The 23,431-nt window shown below is 44.3% G+C and carries 20 protein-coding genes; 7 read left to right on the top strand and 13 right to left on the bottom strand.

Features of this window, described 5'->3' with window-relative positions; all coding sequences use genetic code 11:
- Window positions 1–75 precede the first annotated feature (75 nt).
- The 3 genes from GPLA_RS14370 to GPLA_RS14360 form a co-directional block, all read right to left on the bottom strand.
- On the bottom strand, window positions 76–1,020 hold the full coding sequence (locus GPLA_RS14370; protein ID WP_007105664.1) for a 1-aminocyclopropane-1-carboxylate deaminase/D-cysteine desulfhydrase: 945 nt from the start codon (window positions 1,018–1,020) through the stop codon (window positions 76–78).
- 33 nt (window positions 1,021–1,053) lie between these two features.
- Window positions 1,054–2,130, bottom strand: coding sequence for a GGDEF domain-containing protein (locus tag GPLA_RS14365; protein ID WP_007105663.1), 1,077 nt, complete (start codon window positions 2,128–2,130; stop codon window positions 1,054–1,056).
- A 67-nt stretch (window positions 2,131–2,197) separates the two neighbouring features.
- Window positions 2,198–2,914 (bottom strand): ZIP family metal transporter, encoded by a 717-nt coding sequence (locus GPLA_RS14360; protein WP_007105662.1) that lies wholly within the window; start codon window positions 2,912–2,914, stop codon window positions 2,198–2,200.
- 236 nt (window positions 2,915–3,150) lie between these two features.
- Here GPLA_RS14360 and GPLA_RS14355 point away from each other — a divergent pair, with 236 nt between their 5' ends.
- A complete protein-coding gene (locus GPLA_RS14355) occupies window positions 3,151–3,540 on the top strand; it encodes an MAPEG family protein (RefSeq protein WP_007105661.1) in 390 nt (129 codons plus the stop codon).
- A gap of 162 nt (window positions 3,541–3,702) precedes the next feature.
- Entirely contained in the window at window positions 3,703–5,004 is a 1,302-nt protein-coding gene (locus GPLA_RS14350; protein WP_226993116.1) for a mechanosensitive ion channel family protein, read from the top strand.
- A 41-nt stretch (window positions 5,005–5,045) separates the two neighbouring features.
- On the opposite strand, the gene aceK is transcribed toward GPLA_RS14350, so the two are convergent.
- Together aceK and GPLA_RS14340 are read right to left on the bottom strand one after the other, a co-directional pair.
- The gene (gene aceK, locus GPLA_RS14345; RefSeq protein ID WP_007105659.1) at window positions 5,046–6,779 is read right to left on the bottom strand and encodes a bifunctional isocitrate dehydrogenase kinase/phosphatase; all 1,734 of its coding nucleotides are present in this window, start codon (window positions 6,777–6,779) and stop codon (window positions 5,046–5,048) included.
- A gap of 128 nt (window positions 6,780–6,907) precedes the next feature.
- A complete protein-coding gene (locus GPLA_RS14340; RefSeq protein ID WP_007105658.1) occupies window positions 6,908–7,330 on the bottom strand; it encodes a MaoC/PaaZ C-terminal domain-containing protein in 423 nt (140 codons plus the stop codon).
- A gap of 470 nt (window positions 7,331–7,800) precedes the next feature.
- Between GPLA_RS14340 and thrA the strand changes: the two genes are divergently transcribed.
- The 4 genes from thrA to ung are packed head-to-tail and all read left to right on the top strand — an operon-like array spanning window position 7,801 to window position 13,304.
- Window positions 7,801–10,263 (top strand): bifunctional aspartate kinase/homoserine dehydrogenase I, encoded by a 2,463-nt coding sequence (gene thrA / locus GPLA_RS14335; RefSeq protein WP_007105657.1) that lies wholly within the window; start codon window positions 7,801–7,803, stop codon window positions 10,261–10,263.
- Window positions 10,263–11,282 (top strand): homoserine kinase, encoded by a 1,020-nt coding sequence (gene thrB, locus GPLA_RS14330; RefSeq protein ID WP_407636150.1) that lies wholly within the window; start codon window positions 10,263–10,265, stop codon window positions 11,280–11,282. The genes thrA and thrB overlap by 1 nt, the downstream gene beginning before the upstream one ends.
- Before the next feature lie 48 nt (window positions 11,283–11,330).
- Window positions 11,331–12,614: a threonine synthase gene (thrC, locus tag GPLA_RS14325; RefSeq protein WP_007105655.1), complete on the top strand. Its 1,284-nt coding sequence runs from the start codon at window positions 11,331–11,333 to the stop codon at window positions 12,612–12,614.
- 21 nt (window positions 12,615–12,635) lie between these two features.
- Window positions 12,636–13,304 (top strand): uracil-DNA glycosylase, encoded by a 669-nt coding sequence (ung, locus tag GPLA_RS14320; RefSeq protein ID WP_007105654.1) that lies wholly within the window; start codon window positions 12,636–12,638, stop codon window positions 13,302–13,304.
- Here the strand turns inward: ung and GPLA_RS14315 are convergent.
- The 8 genes from GPLA_RS14315 to GPLA_RS14280 form a co-directional block, all read right to left on the bottom strand.
- A complete protein-coding gene (locus tag GPLA_RS14315; protein WP_040514895.1) occupies window positions 13,301–14,746 on the bottom strand; it encodes a sensor domain-containing diguanylate cyclase in 1,446 nt (481 codons plus the stop codon). The genes ung and GPLA_RS14315 overlap by 4 nt on opposite strands.
- A 385-nt stretch (window positions 14,747–15,131) precedes the next feature.
- Entirely contained in the window at window positions 15,132–15,755 is a 624-nt protein-coding gene (locus GPLA_RS14310) for a thiol:disulfide interchange protein DsbA/DsbL (protein ID WP_007105652.1), read from the bottom strand.
- Window positions 15,756–15,889: 134 nt separating this feature from the next.
- Entirely contained in the window at window positions 15,890–16,855 is a 966-nt protein-coding gene (locus tag GPLA_RS14305) for a serine/threonine protein kinase (protein ID WP_007105651.1), read from the bottom strand.
- Window positions 16,855–18,282 (bottom strand): cytochrome c oxidase accessory protein CcoG, encoded by a 1,428-nt coding sequence (gene ccoG, locus GPLA_RS14300; protein WP_007105650.1) that lies wholly within the window; start codon window positions 18,280–18,282, stop codon window positions 16,855–16,857. The genes GPLA_RS14305 and ccoG overlap by 1 nt, the downstream gene beginning before the upstream one ends.
- Before the next feature lie 220 nt (window positions 18,283–18,502).
- Window positions 18,503–19,741 carry an ATP-binding protein gene (locus tag GPLA_RS14295; protein WP_007105649.1) on the bottom strand — a complete coding sequence of 413 codons (1,239 nt, stop codon included), beginning with the start codon at window positions 19,739–19,741 and terminating at the stop codon, window positions 18,503–18,505.
- A 9-nt stretch (window positions 19,742–19,750) separates the two neighbouring features.
- A complete protein-coding gene (locus GPLA_RS14290; protein ID WP_007105648.1) occupies window positions 19,751–20,449 on the bottom strand; it encodes a response regulator in 699 nt (232 codons plus the stop codon).
- Window positions 20,449–20,802: a DUF3019 domain-containing protein gene (locus GPLA_RS14285; protein WP_226993115.1), complete on the bottom strand. Its 354-nt coding sequence runs from the start codon at window positions 20,800–20,802 to the stop codon at window positions 20,449–20,451. Before GPLA_RS14285 ends, GPLA_RS14290 begins: the two co-directional genes overlap by 1 nt.
- Window positions 20,803–20,871: 69 nt before the next feature.
- Entirely contained in the window at window positions 20,872–21,741 is an 870-nt protein-coding gene (locus tag GPLA_RS14280) for a MipA/OmpV family protein (protein WP_007105646.1), read from the bottom strand.
- Window positions 21,742–22,010: 269 nt separating this feature from the next.
- Here GPLA_RS14280 and GPLA_RS14275 point away from each other — a divergent pair, with 269 nt between their 5' ends.
- Complete coding sequence (locus GPLA_RS14275; protein WP_007105645.1) at window positions 22,011–23,378, top strand: hypothetical protein; 1,368 nt, start codon at window positions 22,011–22,013, stop codon at window positions 23,376–23,378.
- Window positions 23,379–23,431 lie beyond the last annotated feature (53 nt).

Below are 23,431 nucleotides of genomic sequence, written 5' to 3'. Positions count from 1 at the left end.
AAATGTATTCACTGCATGTGAACCTTAAAAGACTAAATTTGGACGCTGTAAAAGCACAGACATTACCGCGGGATATTATGTGTTTCGCAGGCCTTGTAAGCCGCCTGTATGCAGTAACAAAATTTTGCTGCCGTTAGGGAATGCTTGTTGGGCAATTAATTCTTTCGCGGCCCAGAATAGTTTGCCGCTATAGACCGGCTCTATGGGGATAGACACGTCTTGCTGCACATCTTGACAGAACGCATGCAGTTGATCAGTGGCTTTCGCATAGCCGTTGAAATGGAAGTGATGATCAATACTCCACTTGGGAAGTTGGGCAATAGATTGATGTGCTGAAGCGAGCAGATTCGTGACGAGTTCCTCTAAATAGCCTTGCCCTTTTAATACGCCAATACCCAATATTTGGGCTTGATGATCCACAGGTTGCATAGCTGTGCCGTGGATCAAGCCGGCTAATGTGCCACCGCTGCCCACGGGAGCTAAAATGTAATCGTAATCTTGGGTGAGTTCGTGAATGATGTCGGCAACACCGCCAAGGGCAAAATGAGACGAACCGCCTTCGGGAATAATGAACGCCTGTGAATAGCGCAGCGATAGTGAACTAAGGTAATCCGTTTGGTCACGAAGCTGATAGGTCTTACGATCAACAAATTGAAGATCAACTTGCCAATCGACTAAGTCTTGTAACATGGGCGTTAATTTATCAAGCTGATAGTGACCACGTACTATCGCTGTTAATTTTATATCTAAAATCTTACACGCATAACCAAGGGCATGTAAGTGGTTGGAATATCCACCTCCAAAGCTGACGATATGTTGAATTTTATTTTCGACAATATATTGAATTGCATAGCGTAATTTACGCCACTTATTACCTGATACGATAGGGTGGATACAATCATCTCGTTTAACCCACAAATTAGTTCGTTCAGCATTTTGCCAGGCAGGTGTGATCTTTTGCTCGGCTGAGGGCAAGTTGAAATTTAAACTCGGATAGGAAGAATTTACGATGTCTGGCACAAATAGGGTCACCTAAAATGAGTCAGTTTAGCGTTATTTTTCAGGGCTGAATAACACAGTGCGATTACGCCCTTGTGCCTTGGCTTGATATAAAGCGTGATCGGCCTGTTCGATTAAGCTGTTTGATTTTTGCCGCGGCTCGGGTATCGAGGTGGCAATACCTATGCTCACTGTAATGGGTAAGATATTATTTCGATAAACAAATTTGTGGTTATCAATGGCGTGCATGATATCTCTGGCAATGACCTGACTTTGCTCTTTGTTGCAGCCAGATAACAGTACCACGAATTCCTCACCACCATAACGGGCGGCTATATCCGTACTACGATTAATGGCTTTATTAACGACATAGGCAATGTTTACCAAGCAGGCGTCTCCCGCTAGATGGCCATGGGTGTCGTTGATGGATTTAAAATGGTCCACATCTATAATCAGCAATGCGACCTCGACGTTATGGCGAATAGCATATTGCCATTGGCTTTCAAAATATTGATTGAAATAACCACGGTTATAGATGCTGGTAAGAGCGTCCGTTTGACTGAGTGTCTCTAATTCTTTGCGCTGAGCTTCGAGTTCAATTTCAATCTGAAATGAACGTAAATATTCTTTATTGGCTCGTATTCCTATCCCAGAAATATAAAAGGTAAACACCAACATCATAGTGGCGAATGGAATGTATCCCTCAGTGAGAAATCCCGTGATCATAGCCGGTAGCATGAGAATGGCTAAATTAGTAATACCGAAGCGGATCCTCGGGCTTAAAGCAAACAGCGCACTGCTGGCAATACCTGCAAGGGCGAGCATGGAAACATGAATGATGGGATAAAACCGTTCATCAAAAATGGCTAGGGTAAAAACGAAGCCCAGAATTGCCGCTTGTGAAAGCGATAACAAGGCAAATAGGGCAAACCATAAACGCGATGATAACGTGTAAAGTGACGCCGAGTAATAGTAATGCAGGAGGCGTAGTGTACTAATGAAGAACATTCCTCCAGCAAATAAATAGGTCAAGTTAGGTTGAATTTTATGAAAGTTAATCGGCCAAAAAATCACCGGTAACAAAAATGCATACACAAAAATACCGGCCAGCGAACGCCTTAGTAAATCCATATCAATACGTTTTTCGATACTTGAAGGATGAATAACTTGCTACTCCTATACCTTGAAATTTTCGTGATTAATGTTGTGTCAACATAAAGCCAATCAGGCCCAGTGAGAAGCCAAATACACCGCCCATCGGCGGGAACCAATGCTTATCAAGCTTAGCCTGAGGAGCAATATCCTGAAAAATAGAATATAAAATTCCGCCAGATGCAAAAAGCATAATTGCTGAAACATAATGTGGATAGTTGGCTAACCAAAAATAGCCACTTAAACCCGCAACAGGGCCAAATATGGCCAGTGCGCAGAAAATCAGCAACAGACGATTCGCACTGAATTTATTGCCCAAGCGCATTTCACGAAAAGCGTTGAAACCTTCTGGTAAATTTTGCAGAGAAATTAACAAGGCAAGTAAATAAGCGTTACTTTTTCCCGTAGCAAATGCCGCGCCTAAGGCCACAGACTCGGGAATGAAATCCGCTAGCATTGCGGCTAATTGACTGGCGGGGGTATTGATTTTCATTAATAAAATATCAATACCCATAAAACATACACTGCCGCCAATGAAAAAAAGCAGGCTGGGGGCGAGAGACAAGTTGGCGATACCTTCGGGTACCAATACTAGGGCGACGGCAGATAAAAGTGCGCCGCCACCGAATGCAATAATCAGGTGGCGCAATTCGTCTTCGAACCACTGAGACTGAAAGTGCTCAATACGGGCGACAAGCGCCCCCACAGGCATCGCTAGGCCTGCGAGTAGAGTGAAAATAATAACCAACCATACGTTATCCATATACGCCCTTGAAATACGTAACGATATTTTAATGCGGCTTCAGAATAAGCCTTATTCTATAAAAATCAACGTATTAAACCTAGCTTCAGTACTAACATTTCGCTAATGGTATGTATAAGGCAGCGTTAGTCCCGTTAGCTAAAAACGCTATAAGTGTTGGCGATACACATCTGTAGTGTAATTTTTAAAAGGCGTGCTAAAGTCGCATTATCTAAAGATGTTTGAGCTAATGCATTATGACCATCATTCTAGTATGTCTGCTTATCGCAGCCTTGATGCCTATTTTGGCAAAAGTACCATTGGCCGTTGCGATGAATAAAGAGCCTGGCGGTTATGACAATTGTTATCCAAGAGAGCAACTAAAAAACTTAACGGGCTTCGGTGCTCGAGCCGCCGCAGCGCATGCTAATTGTTTTGAAGCACTGATCTTGTTTGCACCAGGTGCGTTAGCGGTTATCGCCACGCAGTCAACAGGTCACTTAGCAGAATATAGTGCGATTTTGTTTATTGCTGCGCGTATCGGCTATTTGTGTGCATATTGGTTTAACCTGCATGCCTTGCGTAGTATTTTATGGGCTATTGGCTACTTAGCCTCGTTAGCGCTTATTTGGCTAGCGATCCCTTAATCAGGTTAGAGAAAAAACGTGCAAACATATAATAACAATCAACTGGTCGAGACCGCATCCGATGCAGTGTTAGTGGAAAACGTTAACGTGATAAAAACAACAACGCAAACCCTAGGTGAAACGCTTCAGCACTATGCTGATATCGCTCAACAGCATTTATTCATGACCGATACTTATATACAACTAGCGTTAATCGTCTGCATTTACCTGTTAGCATTTTGGCTGGGGACTAAGTTACGACGCGCTTCTAAATTCGTTGAAAATGCACCTGACGCTAAGGATCACCCCTTGCGACGCATTACGTATCGAATTGATAAAATGATATTTCCTCTCATCGCTATCTTGCTCCTTAAGCTAGTGACTGAATTTAGTTTGAGCGTAATTGCAGCTAACTGGATCCTAGATTTAGCACTAACGATTGCCGTGCTGCTGTTTGTTAACTCGGTCATCAATGCTTGTGTGTCACATCCTATTTTGGCTGGTTTGTTGAAATGGATGATGTTGCCCCTGCTATTTTTGCATATGGTGGGCTGGTTAGGCCATATTATTGAAGTACTGCAAGGGCTTAGCGTGAGTTTAGGCAATATCGATATTTCCGCTTATGGACTTGCTCGAGTGTTGATTTTCGGTACGTTACTGTTCTGGATAGGGCGAGCGTCTAATCACGTTGGGCAAGACATTATCCGTAAGCAAGAGTCGTTGGATATTCGCACCCGTGAAGTATTTGCCAAACTCTTTGAAGTGGCCTTAGTGTGCGTTATCGCACTATTGCTCTTAAACGTCATGGGTATCAATTTAACGGCACTGGCGGTATTTGGTGGTGCAGTCGGTGTAGGATTGGGATTTGGATTACAGTCCATCGCGTCAAACTTCATATCTGGAATTATCATTCTACTTGATCGTTCGGTAACGATAGGCGATTACATCGAGATGGAAGAAGGACAAAAGGGCTTCGTTCGGCACTTTAAAATGCGTTATACCACTCTTGAAACCTATGATGGTAAAGACATTATGGTGCCCAATGAAAAGTTTATTTCAAGTACCTTTGTTAACTGGTCTCACAAGAATCCTAAACAGCGGTATCGGGTTGATTTTTCGGTGGCTTATCAAACTGATATTCGCGCCATGGTCGATATCATTAAGGACGTAGTAGGGACGCATCCCCAGGTGCTCAGCGGTGAAGAGTATCCCATTGAAGAACGTCCTGATTGTGAAATTGATAGCTTCGGTGACTCTGGCGTGAACGTGTTTGTGGAGTTTTGGATGGAAGGCATTGATGACGGTAAAAACCGAGTGGGCGGTGATTTAATGTTGATGATCTTCGAAACCTTGCGTGAGCATGATATTTCCATCCCGTTCCCGCAGCGAGAAGTACGGGTGCTCAATCCACAAAATTATACCGTATCGAATACTACTGGAACCGGCGCAGAGCACAATGTATCTGGTGCCACAAAGCAGCCTTAACAAAAGGCTGCATTAGGCGCTTCGTATTCGGTTAGGGCTGGTTAGTTAACGAAGCGCTTGGTCTGGTCATAGGGGATAAAATCAGGTACGTCGCCTTTTAGGGATTGTGCCTGCATTTCTAGCCAGAATTCAGCCGTCATTATTTCCCCGTGCAGGGCTTTTAATTCCAGCTTCAAATGTTTCTTGCCCACAATAAAGTGTTCAAATTGCTCTGGAAAAACATCTGTCGGGCCAACCGATAAGGTGTCGAGGGCATAAGGATCGTCAGATTTTGGCAAGCGCCTAAATTCTCGCTCTGTTAAGTAACAAATTTCATCGTAATCATAAAAAATTACCCGCCCACCTCGGGTGATCCCAAAATTTTTGTGCAACATATCTCCGGCAAAAATATGCGCGGCGGCGATTTGCTTAATGCATAGCCCTAAGTCATTCAGAGCGCTGGTGATGAGTTTAGGATCGTTTTGTTGCTCTAAATAGATATTCAGTGGCGTCATTTTACGCTCGATATATAAATGTTGAATAATGACTTCGTCTTCGGTCAGTTCGATACTGCTCGCACAGGTGTCGAGTAATTCTACAATCAGTTCTAGCGCCACCCGTGACCGAGGCAAACGGAAATTCATATACTCATGGGTGTCGGCCATACGGCCCACTCGGTCGGTCATCTTAACCAGCCGGTAACAGTCTTTCACATGTTGACGGGTTATCTTTTTACTTTCCGGAAATTCGTCTTTTATGATCTTAAAAACGACGCCATATGAAGGTAAGTGAAATACCGCCATGACTAATCCCCTTATGCCTGGGGCGATAGCAAACTGATCATGTGAGTCTTCTAAATGCTGTAAAAAGTTGCGATAGAATACGGTTTTACCGTGTTTGTATAAGCCTAGCGCTATGTATAACTCGAATTTTTTCTTGTGGGGTAAAAGCTCATGTAAAAAGGCCACTACTTCTGCTGGGTGCTGAGTATCAGCCATAAAATAGGCCCGTGCGAAGCTGAATATCACGCTCAGATCTTGACGCTCGGTTAACAGTGCTTCCACTACGATTTTATGCTTTTGCTTGTCTGCGGTCGACTCACTTACCGAAAGTGGAATAACGAAGGGTAAGGTTTCATCTGGCATGCAAATACGGCCAATTAGATAAGCTGATTTACTGCGATAAAACACCGCTTTTAACATCTCAACTGTGTGCACATAGGCTAACTGTTCGCGATTTAAACGGGTACGCAGGGCAGCGTCTAAATGACGAAGGTCGCGTTCCATATCTTGATAGTCAATATCAAAGTGATACTGGGCAAAGATATCATCAAGCATTTGACGCACAGTGCCTGAGGTATCAAAACTATGGACCACCAAATGACGTTGTAATCCGGTTAGATAACAGCGAGTAGGCAAAATAAACATCATGTCGTCGTTAATTTGCTGATGCTTAAAAATACGTCCGATAACAGAGTTGTAAAAAGTTTCGGCAAGTTCGTATTGTGGATGATCATTAAGCAATTTTTGAAAACGGTGCTTTAGATCCAGCCAAAATTGGCTATTTTCTTGGTGTGGAAACACCTGCTGGTAAATCTCGCCAACGGCGTCAGACAGGGTGCGTTCGTAGATAGCGATACGCTCTTTTACTGCCTTTTGCGTTTCTTGCCACTGGGCTTGCTCGAAGCGTCGCTGACCGTCACGAGTAATACGTGAATGCCAGCGGTAGCTCTTATCAAAGCCATGCAGAATCAAATACGCTACTTTATTCAACACCGAAGAATGTGTGTTGTTCACCAAAACCTACTTATGCTTTTACAATCAATGGACTACCAATAACAAAAAAGCGTGGGACTTGCTATTACTGGATGATATCTACTGAGGGAATTTAACCGATTAGCTTCACCGACTTGCGTTCGTCGTCATCAAAACGAAGGCAGTAACATGATTTGCGCCTTTGCCGTTACCAATGTCTGATTGTTAGCATCTAATATGATTCCGTTTAAGGTTACAACAACAGTCGCGTCTGTTTTAGTTCGCGTATCTGATATTTCCCAACTCATTTTTATCGGTGTATTTGGCCGGATAGGTGACGGAAATTTGAACGACATTTCCAAGCCTAACATAGGGGTCATTGCCGATATATGTGCTGGTATCATTGCCGAAAATATCGCTGATATTGCACTGCCACTCGCAATTATTTCGTTAAATCGAGATTGCTTGGCTTGCACCATGTCATGATGAATAAAATTGCTATCCCCACAATCAATGGCCATTTTTTGTAATTGCGCGACTGTATATGTTTTTTCTTGCTCAAATGTATAACCTGTCACTAGTTTTTCTATCATGCGCTAATCACTTTTAAAGAAAGAGTATGATGAGTATGCCATAGCGGAAACCAACTCAAGCCATTTTCGGCCATCCGCAAACAGGTGACACTGGCATTTTTTCATCGGCGAATTGGTCTAACCACTTGTTCTATACAGCATGTCACCGTGGCGTAAAAAGGTAAGAGAATTACCAAGCAGATTGAAAATGCATAATAAATCCCAAAACAAGACGTCTAGATGGTTGACATATAGACGTCTATACGGCAAATTGAGCCCATGAACGTAGATTCAAATATAATAACAAGCACCACCGGCATGATTATGATTATTACCTCTTTGAGGTGATTGCTGGCTTGTGCATATAAAACAGACATAAAGCCCGCAAATATAGCGGGCTTTTTTGTTATTTAGCGCAGCAAAAAGTTAATTATTGGTTATTCCGTTGCGTCAACGAACGTGGTGTGAATGGTCATCAGAGGAGCGAATAAATGAAGGTGTTGAAGTTTGGCGGTTCGTCATTAGCCGATGCAGAGCGTTATTTACGGGTAAAAGATATTTGTTTAGATACCCATGCAACTAGCGGCGCAGCCGTTGTGTTATCAGCCCCTAAAGGCGTAACCAACGCGTTATCCCTGTTATGCGACGAAGCAAGTAGTGGTAAAGATTACGGCGAATTATTCGCTAAGCTGAACATGGTGCTTTTCGGTATTTTGGATGACTTAAAAGTCACATTGCCTGAGTTTGAAGATGCTGCCTTGGCAAAATATATTCAAAATGTATTGAATGAATTGAATCAGCACCTTGAAGGGTTTGCTTTACTGCGCTGTGCACCTGAGTCTGTGGTGGCTAAAATTTTAAGCATTGGTGAATACCTGAGCGTAAACATTTTCAGTCAAATATTGACCACGCTTGGGACTAAAAACCAAATCATCGACCCAGCGGAATTAATTTTAGCTGAAGGGGATTACCTTGATAGCATCGCTGATGTGGCCGTAAGTAAAGCTCGCTTTAGTGAGGTAGACAGTTCCGGCGAGGTGGTGTTGATTATGCCAGGCTTTGTTGCCGTGAATGCGGAAGGCGAAAAAGTGACCCTAGGCCGCAATGGCTCTGATTATTCAGCGGCTATTTTGGCCGCGTGTATTGATGCCGAATGTTGTGAAATATGGACCGATGTAGACGGCGTGTATAACGCAGACCCAAATCAGGTTGATGGTGCTGTATTACTCGACAAGTTGACCTATCAAGAAGCTATGGAGTTGTCTTATTTCGGTGCCAAAGTATTGCACCCTAAGACGATTGGACCGATTGCCCAGCATCATATTCCTTGTTTAATCCGTAATACGTTAAACCCTGCTGCGCCGGGTACGCTTATCAGCAATGAAGCGAGCACTAAGTGGACAAGCGTAAAAGGTATTTCGCACCTTGATGACATGACCATGTTTAACGTGGCAGGCCCTGGTATGAAAGGTATGGTTGGTATGGCGAGCCGAGTGTTTGAGGTCATGTCGAATGCCAATATATCCATAAGCTTGATCACGCAATCTTCTTCTGAATACAGCATCAGTTTTTGTATTCACAGTAAAGATGCGTCTCGGGCACAAGATTTGTTAGAAGACTCCTTTGCTCTTGAGCTGGCGAATAACCTGCTTGATCCAATTGAAGTCCGTCATGACTTAGCGATTGTGACTTTAGTGGGGGATGGTATGCGTCATTCTCAAGGATTAGCCGCAAAGTTCTTTAGCTCCTTAGCCCAGGCTCGGGTGAACAATGTGGCAATTGCCCAGGGTTCTTCTGAGCGTTCAATCTCCACAGTGATCGAAAGCAGTAAGGCGAAAAAGGCGGTGAAAGTCGTTCATCAAAATTTCTTTTCAAATTTGCACGCTATCGACGCATTTTTGGTCGGTTGTGGCACAGTGGGCAAAGAGCTACTTGATCAAATATCCCGTCAACAAGCCATATTGCTTGAGCGCGGCATCAGTTTGAAAATTTACGGCATCGCAAATAGTCGCAAATTATTATTAAAGGCTGGCGGCATTGATTTAAGTGAAGATTGGTCCGCTCAGCTAAACGACAGTGAGCAGTCGCTTTCTGTTGAGCAACTGCAATCATTTGTTATGCGTAACAGTTTGGTGAATCCGGTGGTGATTGATTGTACTAGCAGCTCTATTATTGCTGAGCTGTATGTTGAGCTGATGAACAGTGGTTTCCATGTGGTCACGCCGAATAAAAAAGCCAATACAGCTTCTTACGCTTATTATCAGCAGCTTCGTGAAACCGCACAATCGACTAACCGCCAATTTTTGTATGAAACCACGGTCGGTGCAGGTTTGCCGGTTATTGATAACTTGCAAAAGCTGATTTATGCCGGCGATGAATTACAGCGCTTCGAGGGTATTTTGTCTGGCTCGCTTTCCTTTGTATTTGGTAAACTGGATGAAGGTTTAAGTCTTTCTCAAGCAACTGAAATAGCTAAGAAAAATGGCTTTACTGAACCAGATCCTAGAGATGATCTAAGTGGCACCGATGTGGCTCGTAAACTACTCATCATGGCTCGTGAAGCAGACTTAAAGCTTGAGTTAGAGGATATTCAGATTGAGCCGGTACTGCCCTCACACTTTGACTCTAGCGGTAGTATTGACGAGTTTATGAGCAAGCTACCTGAGCTTGATGCCCTGTACGCCGATAAGGTCAATGCGGCGAAAGAAGAAGGTACAGTACTGCGTTATGTGGGCTCTATCAGCAAGGGGAAATGTGTGGTGTCTATTCAGGCCGTGGGCGAAGATCATCCTTTGTATGTCATTAAAGAAGGTGAGAATGCCTTGGCTATCCACAGTAATTATTATCAGCCAATCCCCTATGTGATACGTGGCTATGGAGCAGGTGCTGCGGTTACTGCTGCGGGTGTCTTTGCCGATGTACTGAGAACCATGCCATGGAAGCAAGACGTGTAATGAGCAAACAAAACGACATGCAAAACGTAAATGAAGCGGTGATGCGCGGGAAAGTCCTGCGTGCCTTTGCGCCAGCATCGACGGGTAACGTTAGCCTCGGATTTGATTTATTAGGTGCGGCGTTAAAACCGATAGATGGTACGGTACTTGGGGACGAAGTTGACCTTGAATTGGCCAGTGAATTTAGTCTTGTGGTGAAAGGGGCGTTTGCCCATAAATTACCAGCGGATCACGATACCAATATCGTTACCCGCTGCTATCGTCATTTCATTAAAGTCTTAGGTGACAAAGGCATAGTGTTACCAGCGGTTAAAATGACCTTGCATAAGCATTTGCCTATTGGCAGTGGTTTGGGCTCAAGTGCCGCATCAGTGGTCGCTGCGTTACATGGTTTGAATGAATTTTACGCGCAAGTGTTAGGTGAAGTCCCCTTTAATCAACATCAATTGTTGTTGATTATGGGCGAGTTAGAAGGTCAGATCAGTGGCAGCGTACATTATGATAATGTCGCACCGTGTTATCTTGGTGGTTTAACGCTCATGGCCGAGCAAGCAGATACACTTGCCTTGCAGTTACCGACGTTCAAACATTGGTATTGGGTGGCGTGTTATTCGGGTATTACCGTATCCACAGCCGCAGCGCGGGAAATTTTACCGAAGCAAGTATCTATGCCTGATACTTTGAAATTTGGTCGCCAGTTAGCGGTATTTGTTGATGCATTGTATCGCCAAGACGAGAAACTGGCGGTGAGTATGATGACAGATGTGATTGCTGAACCTTATCGCAAGTCATTATTACCGTACTTTGACGAGTCTCGCCAATTTGCTATGCAAAATGGCGCATTGGCATTTGGTATTTCAGGCTCTGGCCCAACGGTGTTCGCCGTGTGCGATAACCTAGAGCAAGCGCAGAAAATTAGCCTTTGGCTAAAAGAAAATTACATTCAGAATGACACGGGTTTCAGCCATGTGTGTCAGCTTGACGAACAAGGAGCGGTGGTAAAAAACGCCAACGCTTAGCATAATATTAAAATACGCTTAATTGAATAAGCACAAAAGGTAAGAAACGTGGAACTTGTTAATTTAAAAGACCCTTCAGATAAAGTCACTTTTGCAGAAGCGGTTAAAAAAGGGTTAGGTAAGAACCAAGGGTTATATTTCCCTACAACTCTGCCGACATTTGATGATATTGATAGCATCTTAGACATGCCATTTGTTGCGCGCTCAGTAGAGATCTTAAGTCAGTTGATTGGGGATGAAATTCCTCGTGATCGTCTACAGGGCATTGTTGAACGCGCTTTTGCGTTCGACGCACCATTGGTAAAGGTTACTGACAATGTTTATAGCCTAGAGCTTTTTCATGGCCCGACATTGGCGTTTAAAGACTTCGGTGGTCGCTTTATGGCTCAGTGCTTAACTGAGCTGGCTGCAGGGGAGAAAATTACTATTTTAACCGCGACTTCTGGTGATACTGGCGCCGCGGTTGCCCATGCGTTTCATGGTCTAGAAAATATTAATGTGGTTATCTTGTTCCCTAAAGGCAAAATCAGCCCGTTACAAGAGAAACTTTTTACTACCTTAGGTGACAACATACACACAGTATCAATTGAAGATGACTTTGATGCCTGCCAACAGATGGTCAAAAGTGCGTTTGATGATGCCGAAGTACGCGAAGGTTTACACCTCAACTCAGCTAATTCGATCAACATTAGCCGTTTGGTTGCCCAAGTTTGTTATTACTTTGAAGCGGTTTCACAGCTTAGCAAAGAACAGCGCGAAGACTTAGTTATCTCAGTGCCTAGCGGTAACTTTGGTAACCTAACTGCAGGCATGATTGCCAAAACCATGGGGTTACCTGTTAAGCACTTTGTGGCAGCGACGAACCTTAATGATACCGTACCTCGTTATCTAAAAACCGGAGAGTGGGATCCAAAAGACACGGTTGCGACTATGTCGAACGCCATGGATGTCAGTCAGCCAAACAACTGGCCGCGCATTGAAGCGATCATTGAACTAGGCTATTTGCCCCGTGATGTGCTGTCTGGTGATACCGTTGATGAAGACTATACCCAAGTAGCTATGCGTCAATTGGCTCAGTTAGGCTACATCAGTGAGCCCCATGCCGCGATTGCTTATAAAGCCTTGATACGTCATATGGAAGAAGGGCAAACCGGTATTTTTCTGGGCACGGCTCACCCAGCGAAATTCCGTGAAACCGTTGAGAATGTATTAGGGCAACCTATCAGCTTGCCTCAGCCTTTAGTCGATTGTTCGACTAAAGAAAGCTTTGCAGTTGATTTGCCCAGTGATTACGAAGCTTTGAAGCAGCATTTGTTCACGCTGCTAGGTTAAGCTGCTTGCTAGGTTGTATAAATGACGTCTAGGTTAACGTGGCAGAACTTACTTTCTGCAGAAAAGCATAAAGCTTACTACATCGAAATGATGCGGTTTATTCGTGCCCAACGTGACAGTGGCAAAGTCATATACCCCCTAGAAAGTGACGTATTCAACGCATTTACCTGTACCGAGTTTAATCAGATCAAAGTGGTTATTCTCGGACAAGATCCTTACCACGGGCCGACTCAGGCCCATGGTTTGAGTTTTTCTGTTCAAGACGGGGTGAAACCTCCACCTTCGTTAAAAAACATCTACAAAGCGTTAGCCCATGATTTCCCCAATTTTGTTGTGCCAACCCATGGATGCTTGCAATCTTGGGCTCAGCAAGGGGTCTTTCTGCTGAACACTGTGTTAACAGTGGAGCAGGGTAAGGCGCATTCACATGCTAAAATTGGTTGGCAACGTTTTACCGATACGGTTATTAAAACCATCAGTGAATACAATGAGGGGGTGATATTTTTATTGTGGGGCAGCCATGCCCAACAAAAATCAGTATTGATAAACGAACACAAGCATCACGTGTTAACGGCTGTTCATCCATCTCCACTGTCTGCTTATCGCGGCTTCTTTGAGTGCGGTCACTTTGTTAAAACGAATAATATACTACTGGCCCGCGCACGAGCTCCGATTAACTGGCAAGTCTAAGCTGCATTGCTGTGTTCAGCATTGACTATGGTATTGCGGCCTTTTTGCTTCGCTTTATACAGCGCGGCGTCTGCTAAGTTAAATAATTCAGTAAAATTCTGATCGCTCCTGAGCTGGGCAATGCCAAAGCTACAGTGGATGGGGTGACCTGGGGCGATCTCGGCTTCATTCACGCTGGTTAAAATACGTTGGGCGATATGCTGGGCATCCTTGATGGTGGACTCGGGCAGCAAAGCGACGAATTCGTCTCCGCCAAAGCGCCCGAGCAGATCTGTCGGGCGCAACGACAATTGTGCCACTCGGCAAACATTCTGCAATGCTCTGTCTCCAGCGCTGTGGCCAAAGGTATCATTCACTTTTTTAAAGTTGTCCATGTCGAACATGATAAGAGATAGGGGGGCATTATCCGTTAAACTACGATTTACAGCCCGTTCTGCTTGTTGCATAAAGTGCTGACGTGAGGCTGCCTGCGTTAACGCATCTGTGGTGATGATGGCTTGTAATTTTTCATTGTCTGCCATCAAGGCAGGAACGGCTACCCCGAACAAGGCATTGGCGGCAACAATGATAATCGCAAACTGATAAATCAATACGTATTCATTTAAACCTAAAACGTTGACAAAAAGCGCAATAATCATACAGCTGAAGGTTAAGCTTAGCATGTTAAACAGTGCACTTTCGGTACACGCAATCCACATATGCGGCAATACCAGTAAAAAAATCACAAAGGCACTTTCTTGCTGTTGTGTGGACTGGTTTAAGATGGTGGTAAATATTACGAGTAGGGTCACCAGCATCAACTTGCAGTAATAAAACTCACTTGGCTTGGTTTGATTAGGGCTAAGGTAGGATTTTAATAAGAAGCGTTTGTTGTTAATTTGTTGACTTAACAGCGCGGCAAACAGTGGCGCTAATATTAACACGCCAGCATAGTCTCCGATCCAAAATGCTAACCAAGTTTGGCTGATTTCACTTGGCTGCATCATATTGCTAAAGACTAGGCTATATATGACCAGCAACGTGGTGCACAGCGATGCTACCCCGGTATTAATGATGTACACAATTATCAAGCCGGGTGTGCTTAAACGACCTATACGGGCTATCCAGATGAATAATTGCACACTGAGCCAGTAAGGGAGGATATGAGCAGCGCCAAACAACAAACCTGCTTGTATAACCTGAGGTAAATCGAGAGGGAGACCGTACTGAATACAAGTAACAAAGGTCACTATGACCGCACACAGAAGGATAGGAAGTATGGCCGATGAGCCGATAATTAATAAAGCGGCATATGTTAGACCTGAGGCCGGAAACCATACGCTAGCATGGGCTGTGTATTCCATTAGCTGAGCAAGCACCCAAACCGCTATCCATAGGAGCATAAACAGAATACCCCGGTACCACCTGTGAGTCGCTGCCTTCGGCGCTAACTTGTTTTGCATAACTGGCTTACCTCAATTCAGAAGAGGCCATAAACAACGACACCAAGGCCATGGACAGGTGCGCGTCGTCCTAGGTCAATACATGGAATATCACCAGTGAAATTTGGCTTTTAATAGGCAGATGAACGCTAAAAATCGGCTCAATAAACATTCATTGGTCTTATCATACTGACACAAAATCGCCCCTTGTCACGACTTATAACACCGGTATTTTTTCAGCTAAAGCTATATTTTATAAGGGCTGGGAGGTTTACTTACCTCAATGTTTTATGGGGCAGGTGGAATTATTTACCTGTATAAAAAAGCCCCACATGGCATGAGCTCATGTGAGGCTTAAAAGATTGCTTTATGATCAACTTCAATCAGTAAGCAAAATTTGCTTGGCTTACTTTTGTTTTGACAACCAGACGATTAAATCAACAATGTCGTCATTGGTCATGTCTCGGGTAAATTTCGCTTGGTATTTACCATTAACAATGAAGTTAGGGACACCGCTTAAATGTTTGCGATACTTGACGATCAATTTGTTGTTCTTGTTTAGCATACTGTTTACACCGAAACTACTGACAAGCTTATCAAATTCTGCGTCTTCTACGCCATTGACTAAGAAGATATTCTTCAGGTCTTTGATACTGGTAACAGGTGACTTCTGAACATGTATATAACGAAAGATAGCGTTGCTTAGGGTATCTTCTTTTTTCAGTGCGCGAGCAACCATCAAGGCGCGGCTCGCATCGTCTTGGATTTCAGGACTGGTGAAACCCATGAAGTTTACGTGTACTTTCTCAAATTTCACATCATCGGAAATTTTACTTTTAATTTTCGCCACTAGGGGTTCAAAGTTATAACAGTGTGGACACCAGTACGAAAAAAACTCGTTGATAACAGGTTTGTCGGTCGCAGTATCATTAATGACTGTGTAGTGCTCACCTTCTTTCCATTGTTCTTGAGCGCAAGCTTGAAGCGGAACTAAAACCGCAATAAAAAAAGCAAGTATGATTTTTTTCATTGTTTATTCATCTCTTTAGTAAAAATAACTGGCCGCAGATTAGCATAGCTAATATAAAATGCCGACTGCACTTTGTAACCAGTTATAAGAAAAAGTGGTAAAAAAAGCCACTGATTATCATGCTACAGCTGGGCCTAAATACGTAATTCCGGCTCTTGTAAGGCTGAAAATTGCTCTTTCAGGGCCAATATTTGTTGCTCCCAATACCTGGGCTCCGCAAACCATGCAAATGCCTGAGGGAACGCAGGATCTTGCCAGCGCCTGTGTAACCAGGCCATATAATGCACCATACGCATCGCGCGAAGTGGCTCGATTAAGCGCAACTGTAACGGGTTGAAATTGCAAAACTCGTTGTAAGCGTCGACTATGGTGCTCATCTGTAATGATTGGGCCTGATGGTCACCAGATAACATCATCCATAAATCTTGTACGGCTGGGCCGTTACGACAATCATCGAGATCCACGAAGGTGGGGCCGTCACGCCACAAAATGTTTCCCGGATGGCAGTCACCATGCAAACGCAAGTTATCTTCGCTGTGGTAACGTTGACCGGCAAGTGCAACGACTTGATGCAATATGGTGAAAAAGGCTTCGTGTAAGCTAGGGGGGATCAATTCACTACCTTGCAACTCAGCAACAGAACGAGCTAAATAATCATCGGTATTTATGGTCGGTCTGTGGGTAAATAAGCGGGCTTTCGCAACCTTGTGTATCCGCCCAACGAAACGGCCCATCCACTCTAGCTGCTCCAGATTATCTACCTCAAATTGGCGACCACCCACAGAGGGAAACACGGCAAAATGATAACCCTTGTAAAGATGTAAGCTGTCACCATTAATGAGCAGAGGGGCAACTACGGGTACTTCATGAGCGGCTAATTCTAAGGAAAAGCTGTGCTCTTCTTTTAATTGTTCTTCGCTCCAACGTTTCGGGCGGTAAAACTTGGCTACGTAACGTTTATTATCTTGGCCGACAAACTGATACACACGATTTTCGTAGCTGTTTAAGGCCAGTAAACCTGATTCGACTAGAATTCCGGTTGACTCAATGGCATCTAAAATGAGATCAGGATTAAGCTCGCTAAAATTAAAGGTACTCACTAGCGGTACAAGAACTTAGAGGTTTGCTCGATAACGGCCTCTTCGACTTCCCGTGATTGGATGGTAAAGCTAAATGCTGTCACTGGCTTTTCCAACTTGTAGGGGTCAATAGCGATGCTAATTGGCAGGTTGTAGACTTCTCCTCCCATTACGGTCACGCTGCTGTCACCTATGTATTTATAGCCATCGAGTCCGTTAACCGAGATATCAAAGTGCTGAGTATGCTGGGACTTGTTTAATATTTTCAAGGTGTATACATTTTCAATCAAACCGTCATTTGTTTCTCGGTATAAGGCATTACGATCCCGAATGATATCCACTTCTAGCGGCACGCGACTCAATAATTCGAACACAAGAAGACCGCTCATCAACAACAGAACGACGGCATAACCCATTAACTTAGGACGAAATATCTTGGTTTTACCTCCGGCTAACTGAGTTTCCGACGTAAAATCAATCAGGCCTTTGGGGTAGTTCATTTTTTCCATCACGCCGTTACAGGCGTCGACACAAGCGCCGCAGTTAATGCATTCGTATTGCAAACCGTTACGAATATCTATGCCGGTTGGGCAGACCTGCACGCACAGGTTACAGTCAATGCAATCGCCTAGACCTTTTGCTGCGTTTTGTTCGCGACTGTCTTTACGTGGCCGAGGACCGCGTTGTTCACCTCGTGCGGCATCATAGGCGACAGTAAAGGTGTCTTTGTCAAACATGGCGGACTGAAAACGCGCATAAGGGCAGATGTGAGTACACATTATTTCACGCATATATGCTGCGTTTCCGTAGGTACATACGGCAAAAAACAGCACCCAGACGGTTGCCCAAAAACCGGACGAAAAAGTGAAAAAATCGACAAACAGTGCGTCGATGGGTGTGAAATACCCAACGAATGTCAGCGAAGTAAGCAAGGCAACACTCACCCAGGCCACATGCTTTAAGGTTTTACGTATGAATTTGTCAGCGTCCATCTTACGCTCATCAAGCTTGATGCGTTTATTGCGGCTGCCTTCGATCTTTTCTTCGAACCAAATATAGATAAAGGTCCAAGTGGTTTGCGGGCACATAAAGCCGCACCATACACGACCAGCGAAGGTGGTAACAAAGAACAGTGCAAAGGCGGCAACGATAAAAATCCATGCTAACAAGGTTAAATCTTGTGGCCATAATGTGAGACCAAAAATCTGAAAACGTTGGGCGCCGATATCGAGTAAAATCGCTTGGCTGCCCTCAAACCGTAACCAAGGAAGCACAGCGAATAAGGATAAAAATACTAAACCAAAAAAGCGTCTAAAATTCTCTAATGCGCCTTTTACTGCGCGCACATAAATGCGGTTACGGGGAGTGTAATGATCATTGTGTTTGCTTTTGTCAGGACGATGAACCTGTACGGGGGAGATGTCTTTTACGGGAATGCGCTCACTCATTGCTGCTCCTTGACTGAACCGGAATTTCTATCTATCTCGCCTCTAAACACATATCTAAAGGTGTCATGGATATATATGGCATATAAACGCGGCGTATTATAGCAGTTTGTTGGGATAAATACGCCAACTTGCTGTGAACATCTTATTAAAGATTGATAGAGATCATGACGATAAATAAAATGCCATCACAGAGTAAGTGCTGCAATGAGGATTAAGGTATTTAAAGGCCATGGCGGGGATATCGCAGGATAAACTTTACTCCACCTAGTTCAGAGTCTTGCGCCCAGCAGTCGCCTTCATGCCATTGCTGAATACGCCTTACAATCGCTAAACCTAAGCCCGCCCCGCCTGAGGCGCGCGTGCGTCCTTCATCAGGGCGATAAAAGGCATCGAATATTTTTTCTTGTACTGCGTGGGGAATACCTGGACCGTCGTCTTCTACACTTAGCAAAACATGGTTGGCACTTTGGCTGATATTTAACCTAATTTGGTACTGAGCATAACGACTGGCGTTGATTAGCAGGTTTTCCAGTGCGCGCTGTACAAAGTGATCGTCCGCTAGCAGAGTGACATTATCGCCGACAATACAAACCTTGTGCTTAGCTAGATGAGGAGTGTGCAAGTGTCGAACAACTTGTTCGACCAATTCCTTCAGCGGAATTTCTGCTAAATTCAACTCAGGCAGCAGTACATCACTGCCCGCGTAATCGAGCATTTCTTGCACCAATCTCTCGAGTTCCTCAACGTCCATTGCCATGGCATGCCATTGTGGTGAGTCGAGAGTAGGCCTAGCTTCAAGCGCAAATTTCAATCGGGCTAGGGGGGTTCTAAATTCATGGGCAACCGCCCCTGAAAGCTCACGCTGAGATTGTAAAAGGCTTTTCACTTTGACACTCATGGTATTGAGCGCTTGGGCAATGGGGGCAATCAGGGAAGCGTTAGAAACATGGTTGTCAGCAATGCTGCCATCGTCTTGTACATGACTCACACTGCGCTTTAGTTGATTTAGGTCTCGCCATAGGGGCCATAACCACAACGCTATTAACGCGCCGAGTAAAACAAAAAATATTGTGCTGTAAAGCAGCAGGGACTGATTGTCTGCTTTTTGCGCTGATATATTTAGCTCAAGAATAGTTTGCTTGTCCAACGGGATGTAAAGTTGTTCGCCGAGATGTTCATCATATAACAATACGCTTTTACCGAGGGCCAGTTGTTCAGCACTTTGCGTACTCCAACCTATGCTCGTCAATGGCACGACTTTGTAGGGCAAGCCGGTATTGTCGGCTAAGGTGCGTATGTCGAGATGGGCGGCGTGGGCTGAATCAAATAACGTGATAATGGTAGATACATGTTGGGCAGGTCCTTGAGAGGCGGGGCTAAATAGGCGTTCTAATCCGGCACTTAAGCCTACAAGTGCTAACACGATAAAAACATATAAGCTGATAAATAATCTAGCCATAATATGAGGTTATTCCCAAGCGTCAGCAACAAAGTAAAAGCCCTTGCCCCAAATCGTTTTTATCCGATAAGGATGACGTGGATCGTCAAGTAGCTTTTTACGTAAGCGGGAGATACGTACATCTGCAGAGCGGTCTAAACCATCATACTCCCGGCCAATCAATTCCCGGTATAAGGTGTTTCGATCGACTAGCTGAGATGCATTCGACGCGAGTTTCCACAACATGTCGAATTCGTGGCTGGTTAAAGGCACGTCTTTGGCGTGCAAGGTAACTTTGCGCGCCAGATAGTCAATTTGTAATTGACCAAAGTGCAGACTGCTAACATTTTCAGTACTTGTTTGTTGAGATTGACTGCGTCTTAGCAAGGCTTGAATGCGAGCGAGTAGCACACGTGGTTCAACGGGTTTCATGACGTAATCGTCGGCACCTATTTCCAATCCCAGAACATGATCAAAGTCACTATTTTTGGCCGTCATAAACAGCAAAGGTCCGTCGTAATGAGGGCGCAACTTTCTGCATAAGGTGAAGCCGTTGTCACCGGGCAACATGACATCCAATACGATCAAATCAGGTGGGTTTTGCTTAACGCTAGTGAGCAGTGTTTTACCATCGCTCAAACATCTAACGTTAAAGTCATGTTGTTTTAGATATTCACTGACCAATTGGCTCAGGCGCGTGTCATCCTCAACAAGTAATATATCAGGCATCAGAAGAGACTCCATGGGCTGTGTACCCTAAAGCGGGTGCGACTTTGGGTGGATTTTACGCTCAGTGGCTGGCTGAGCACAGTCGTTCCCCAGGTATCTTTTAGAAGTAAAGTCGCCTGGTTATCAATGGTTAAGGTTAGGCTTTGTTGGTGCACTTGGGATGACGAACAAAACAAACGCTGCTCAGACAGTTGGTACAAAAATACGCAATATTGTCTTTGGCTCGTATTGGTGACCTGCAGACTGACCGCAAACTGGCAGGGGGTGTCCGGGCGTTGGGTTACGCATACTACCGGCTGAACTTGCCAAGTAATGTCAATATCCTCAGCGTTACTCTTGCTCACAAATAGCATACATAAACACGCTAACAACACTCTCAAATTACGCGTGCTCCAACGGTCTATTGCAAGTATTGAATGGCATTAAAACACATATCCAATACCCAAAAATACCGTGCCAATCGTTTTCTTTGCTACTAAAGGGCTGTCAGTCATACCTGAGTGCAATAATGTCACACTTGAGCGCATCAACCATTGCCAGCGAGGATTAATAGCCTTACTGGCACTCAGCGCTAGGCTAGGTTGCCAGCCGCCTTGAGCATGGTAATATTGCGCATTAAATACGTTATCTTGCTCGTCTATGCCGTAGTAATAATCGATCAGTTTGCTGCTTTTCCAGCTCAAAGTTGGGGCGATCGTAAAGTGCCAATCTGCTAGCTGCCAACGGTAACGATAAGCCACATCGAATTGCTGGCCGTTGTGTACGTTGCTTACGTCGGTTTTTAAGGTGAACTGCCACTCAGCGTGGTTGCTGCGCTTATGCAAGCGTATGCCTGCATCCACCGCCCATCTTCGACTCGACACCTGATCAATCGATATCTGACGGCTATTAAAGGGAGCATCATTTGATGGTCCAATTTCACTCAGTACACTTTGTGATGATAAAAACACGTTGCTGGGGTGCCAGAAGGTAAAAAAAGCTTTCTCGCTGTTAATACTGATAAAGGCGTCCAGGGCATAGGTGTCGTGTTGTTGCCACTGATAACCGACTTCCGCGTTATCTAAATAGATATTATCACCGTAGTAGGCGATATCAGGTAGTACGATCAATGGAATGGCATCTCCCCCAATCAGAGGATTACTCTTGACGCCAGCGCCTACAGCAATACCAATACGCCAATTGCCGGTTTCAATACATTGTGGCGTCACGCAAGCGGCGTTTACTGATGCCATATTAGCCAAGTAATAAACGATAAATAGCACTGCACTGCGTATTTTTATGCCACTCATCATGATTTTACCCACCTGCAAACCGTTATGCCAAAACTCAATTAAAAAGACTCCATAATAGATAGAAAATCCTCTGTAAAAAAACAGCGATAAATTCCATCAGCGCATCCTATCAAACCCGTAAACAAAGCTCATCTCAGGGTTACAATTATTCACAAATCCTCGCAATTATGATCGAGACACTCAGCGTGCTGTCGTTAGGATAATGCGTCACTACTTTATGTCAGCACTGCTGCTGATCACAGTCACTATCATTGATAAGGAAATACACTATGTTGGGTTCTTTTTTGCGCGGCTTACTCCTCACCACTTTAGGTCTACAGGTGATAGCCTGTGGAGGTTCAAGCGATAGTCAAGACAACAAAAAATACGATAAACCCTATGTGCAGTTTTATAATGGCTCCGCTGATAGCGGCTCTATCTATGTTAATGCTGATCAAGGCAGCAACTTGGGTTCTGCTGTGTACGGTGATGCCACGAGCTTGTTTACACTGGATAAAAGCGACGTTAAATTGGGGTTTAGTCAACAAGGTGATGATGGCAACAGTCAAGTCATTGAGGAACTTGCGGCCGATATAGATACGGGGCAAAAATTATTGGTGGTAGCAAGTGGAACCAAAAATGCCCTGAAGTTTAGTGCCTATCCCATAACACGCAAAGAGTTGGATAAACGTTTTCGTCTTTTTGCGGCGTCAGTGCTGACCAGTGGACAAAACTACGACTTATATTTGGCAGACAGTGGTGAGTCATTTGCTGAAGCGCACTTGTTGTCTACCGTGACAACCGACGGGCTTGAAGAGTTGACCTCGTGGCAAACCGACGACAGCGATTCATTTGCTCAGGGGGAATATCAGGTATTTTTGACGTTACCTGGGGAAACCAGTGCTATTTTCGCAAGTCGAGATATCGCCTTCAATTATGCCACTGAATATACCATGGTGATCCGTACTAGCTCAGGAGCAATAAAAAATAACCTCGAAATCGATTTAGTGATCAATTCTTCATCGGTGAGCAATTACACCGATCGGGAGCAAGCTGCGCAATATCGAATCTATAACAGTCTTGATGCCCAGAATGTACTCGTTGATATTAATGGTGGGCAAAATAATCAGCAGCACGTAACAGTTAATGGTAATGGATTAAGTGATTTTAACAGTATTGCCTATGGTGATTATCAACTCTCAGGTGAAGTCGAGGGCAACGAAGGATTGTTGTTTAGTAATCGCTTATTGAGTTTGAGCCAAGGGAGAAGCAATGCCATCGTGATATATCAAGATGCAAAGCAATTACTCCAATCACTGACATTTGAAGAAAGCACCCTGCCACAAAGTGTCGAGCACGAGTTGCAGGTAGTAAACCTCACACCTGATTACGAGTCACTAGACGTGTTTTTCGTACGTCAAAGCGAAACGATCAAAAGCGCAAAATATCGCCTGCAGAATTTGAATTTTCAGCATTCGGCTAAATTAACTGTGCCCAGCGGACAATATGAAATTGTCATTGTGTATAACGACAACAGTTCCCAATTGTTGTTAGAGCGCAGTGATATGTTCGATATCGATCAGGATGTTAATTATATCGTGAGTGTGGAAAAGTCGTTGTCATCGCCCAGCGGATATAAAGTATCATTGCTGTATTAATTCCGCTGTGAATTTATTCCCAACCAACCGGTCTATTAGATATAAGCAGGAAG

The sequence above is a fragment of the Paraglaciecola polaris LMG 21857 genome, assembly GCF_000315055.1.
Classification (GTDB): domain Bacteria; phylum Pseudomonadota; class Gammaproteobacteria; order Enterobacterales; family Alteromonadaceae; genus Paraglaciecola; species Paraglaciecola polaris.
The sequence above is the reverse complement of the archived record's forward strand: the minus strand, read 5'-3'. Positions and strand labels throughout refer to the sequence as shown.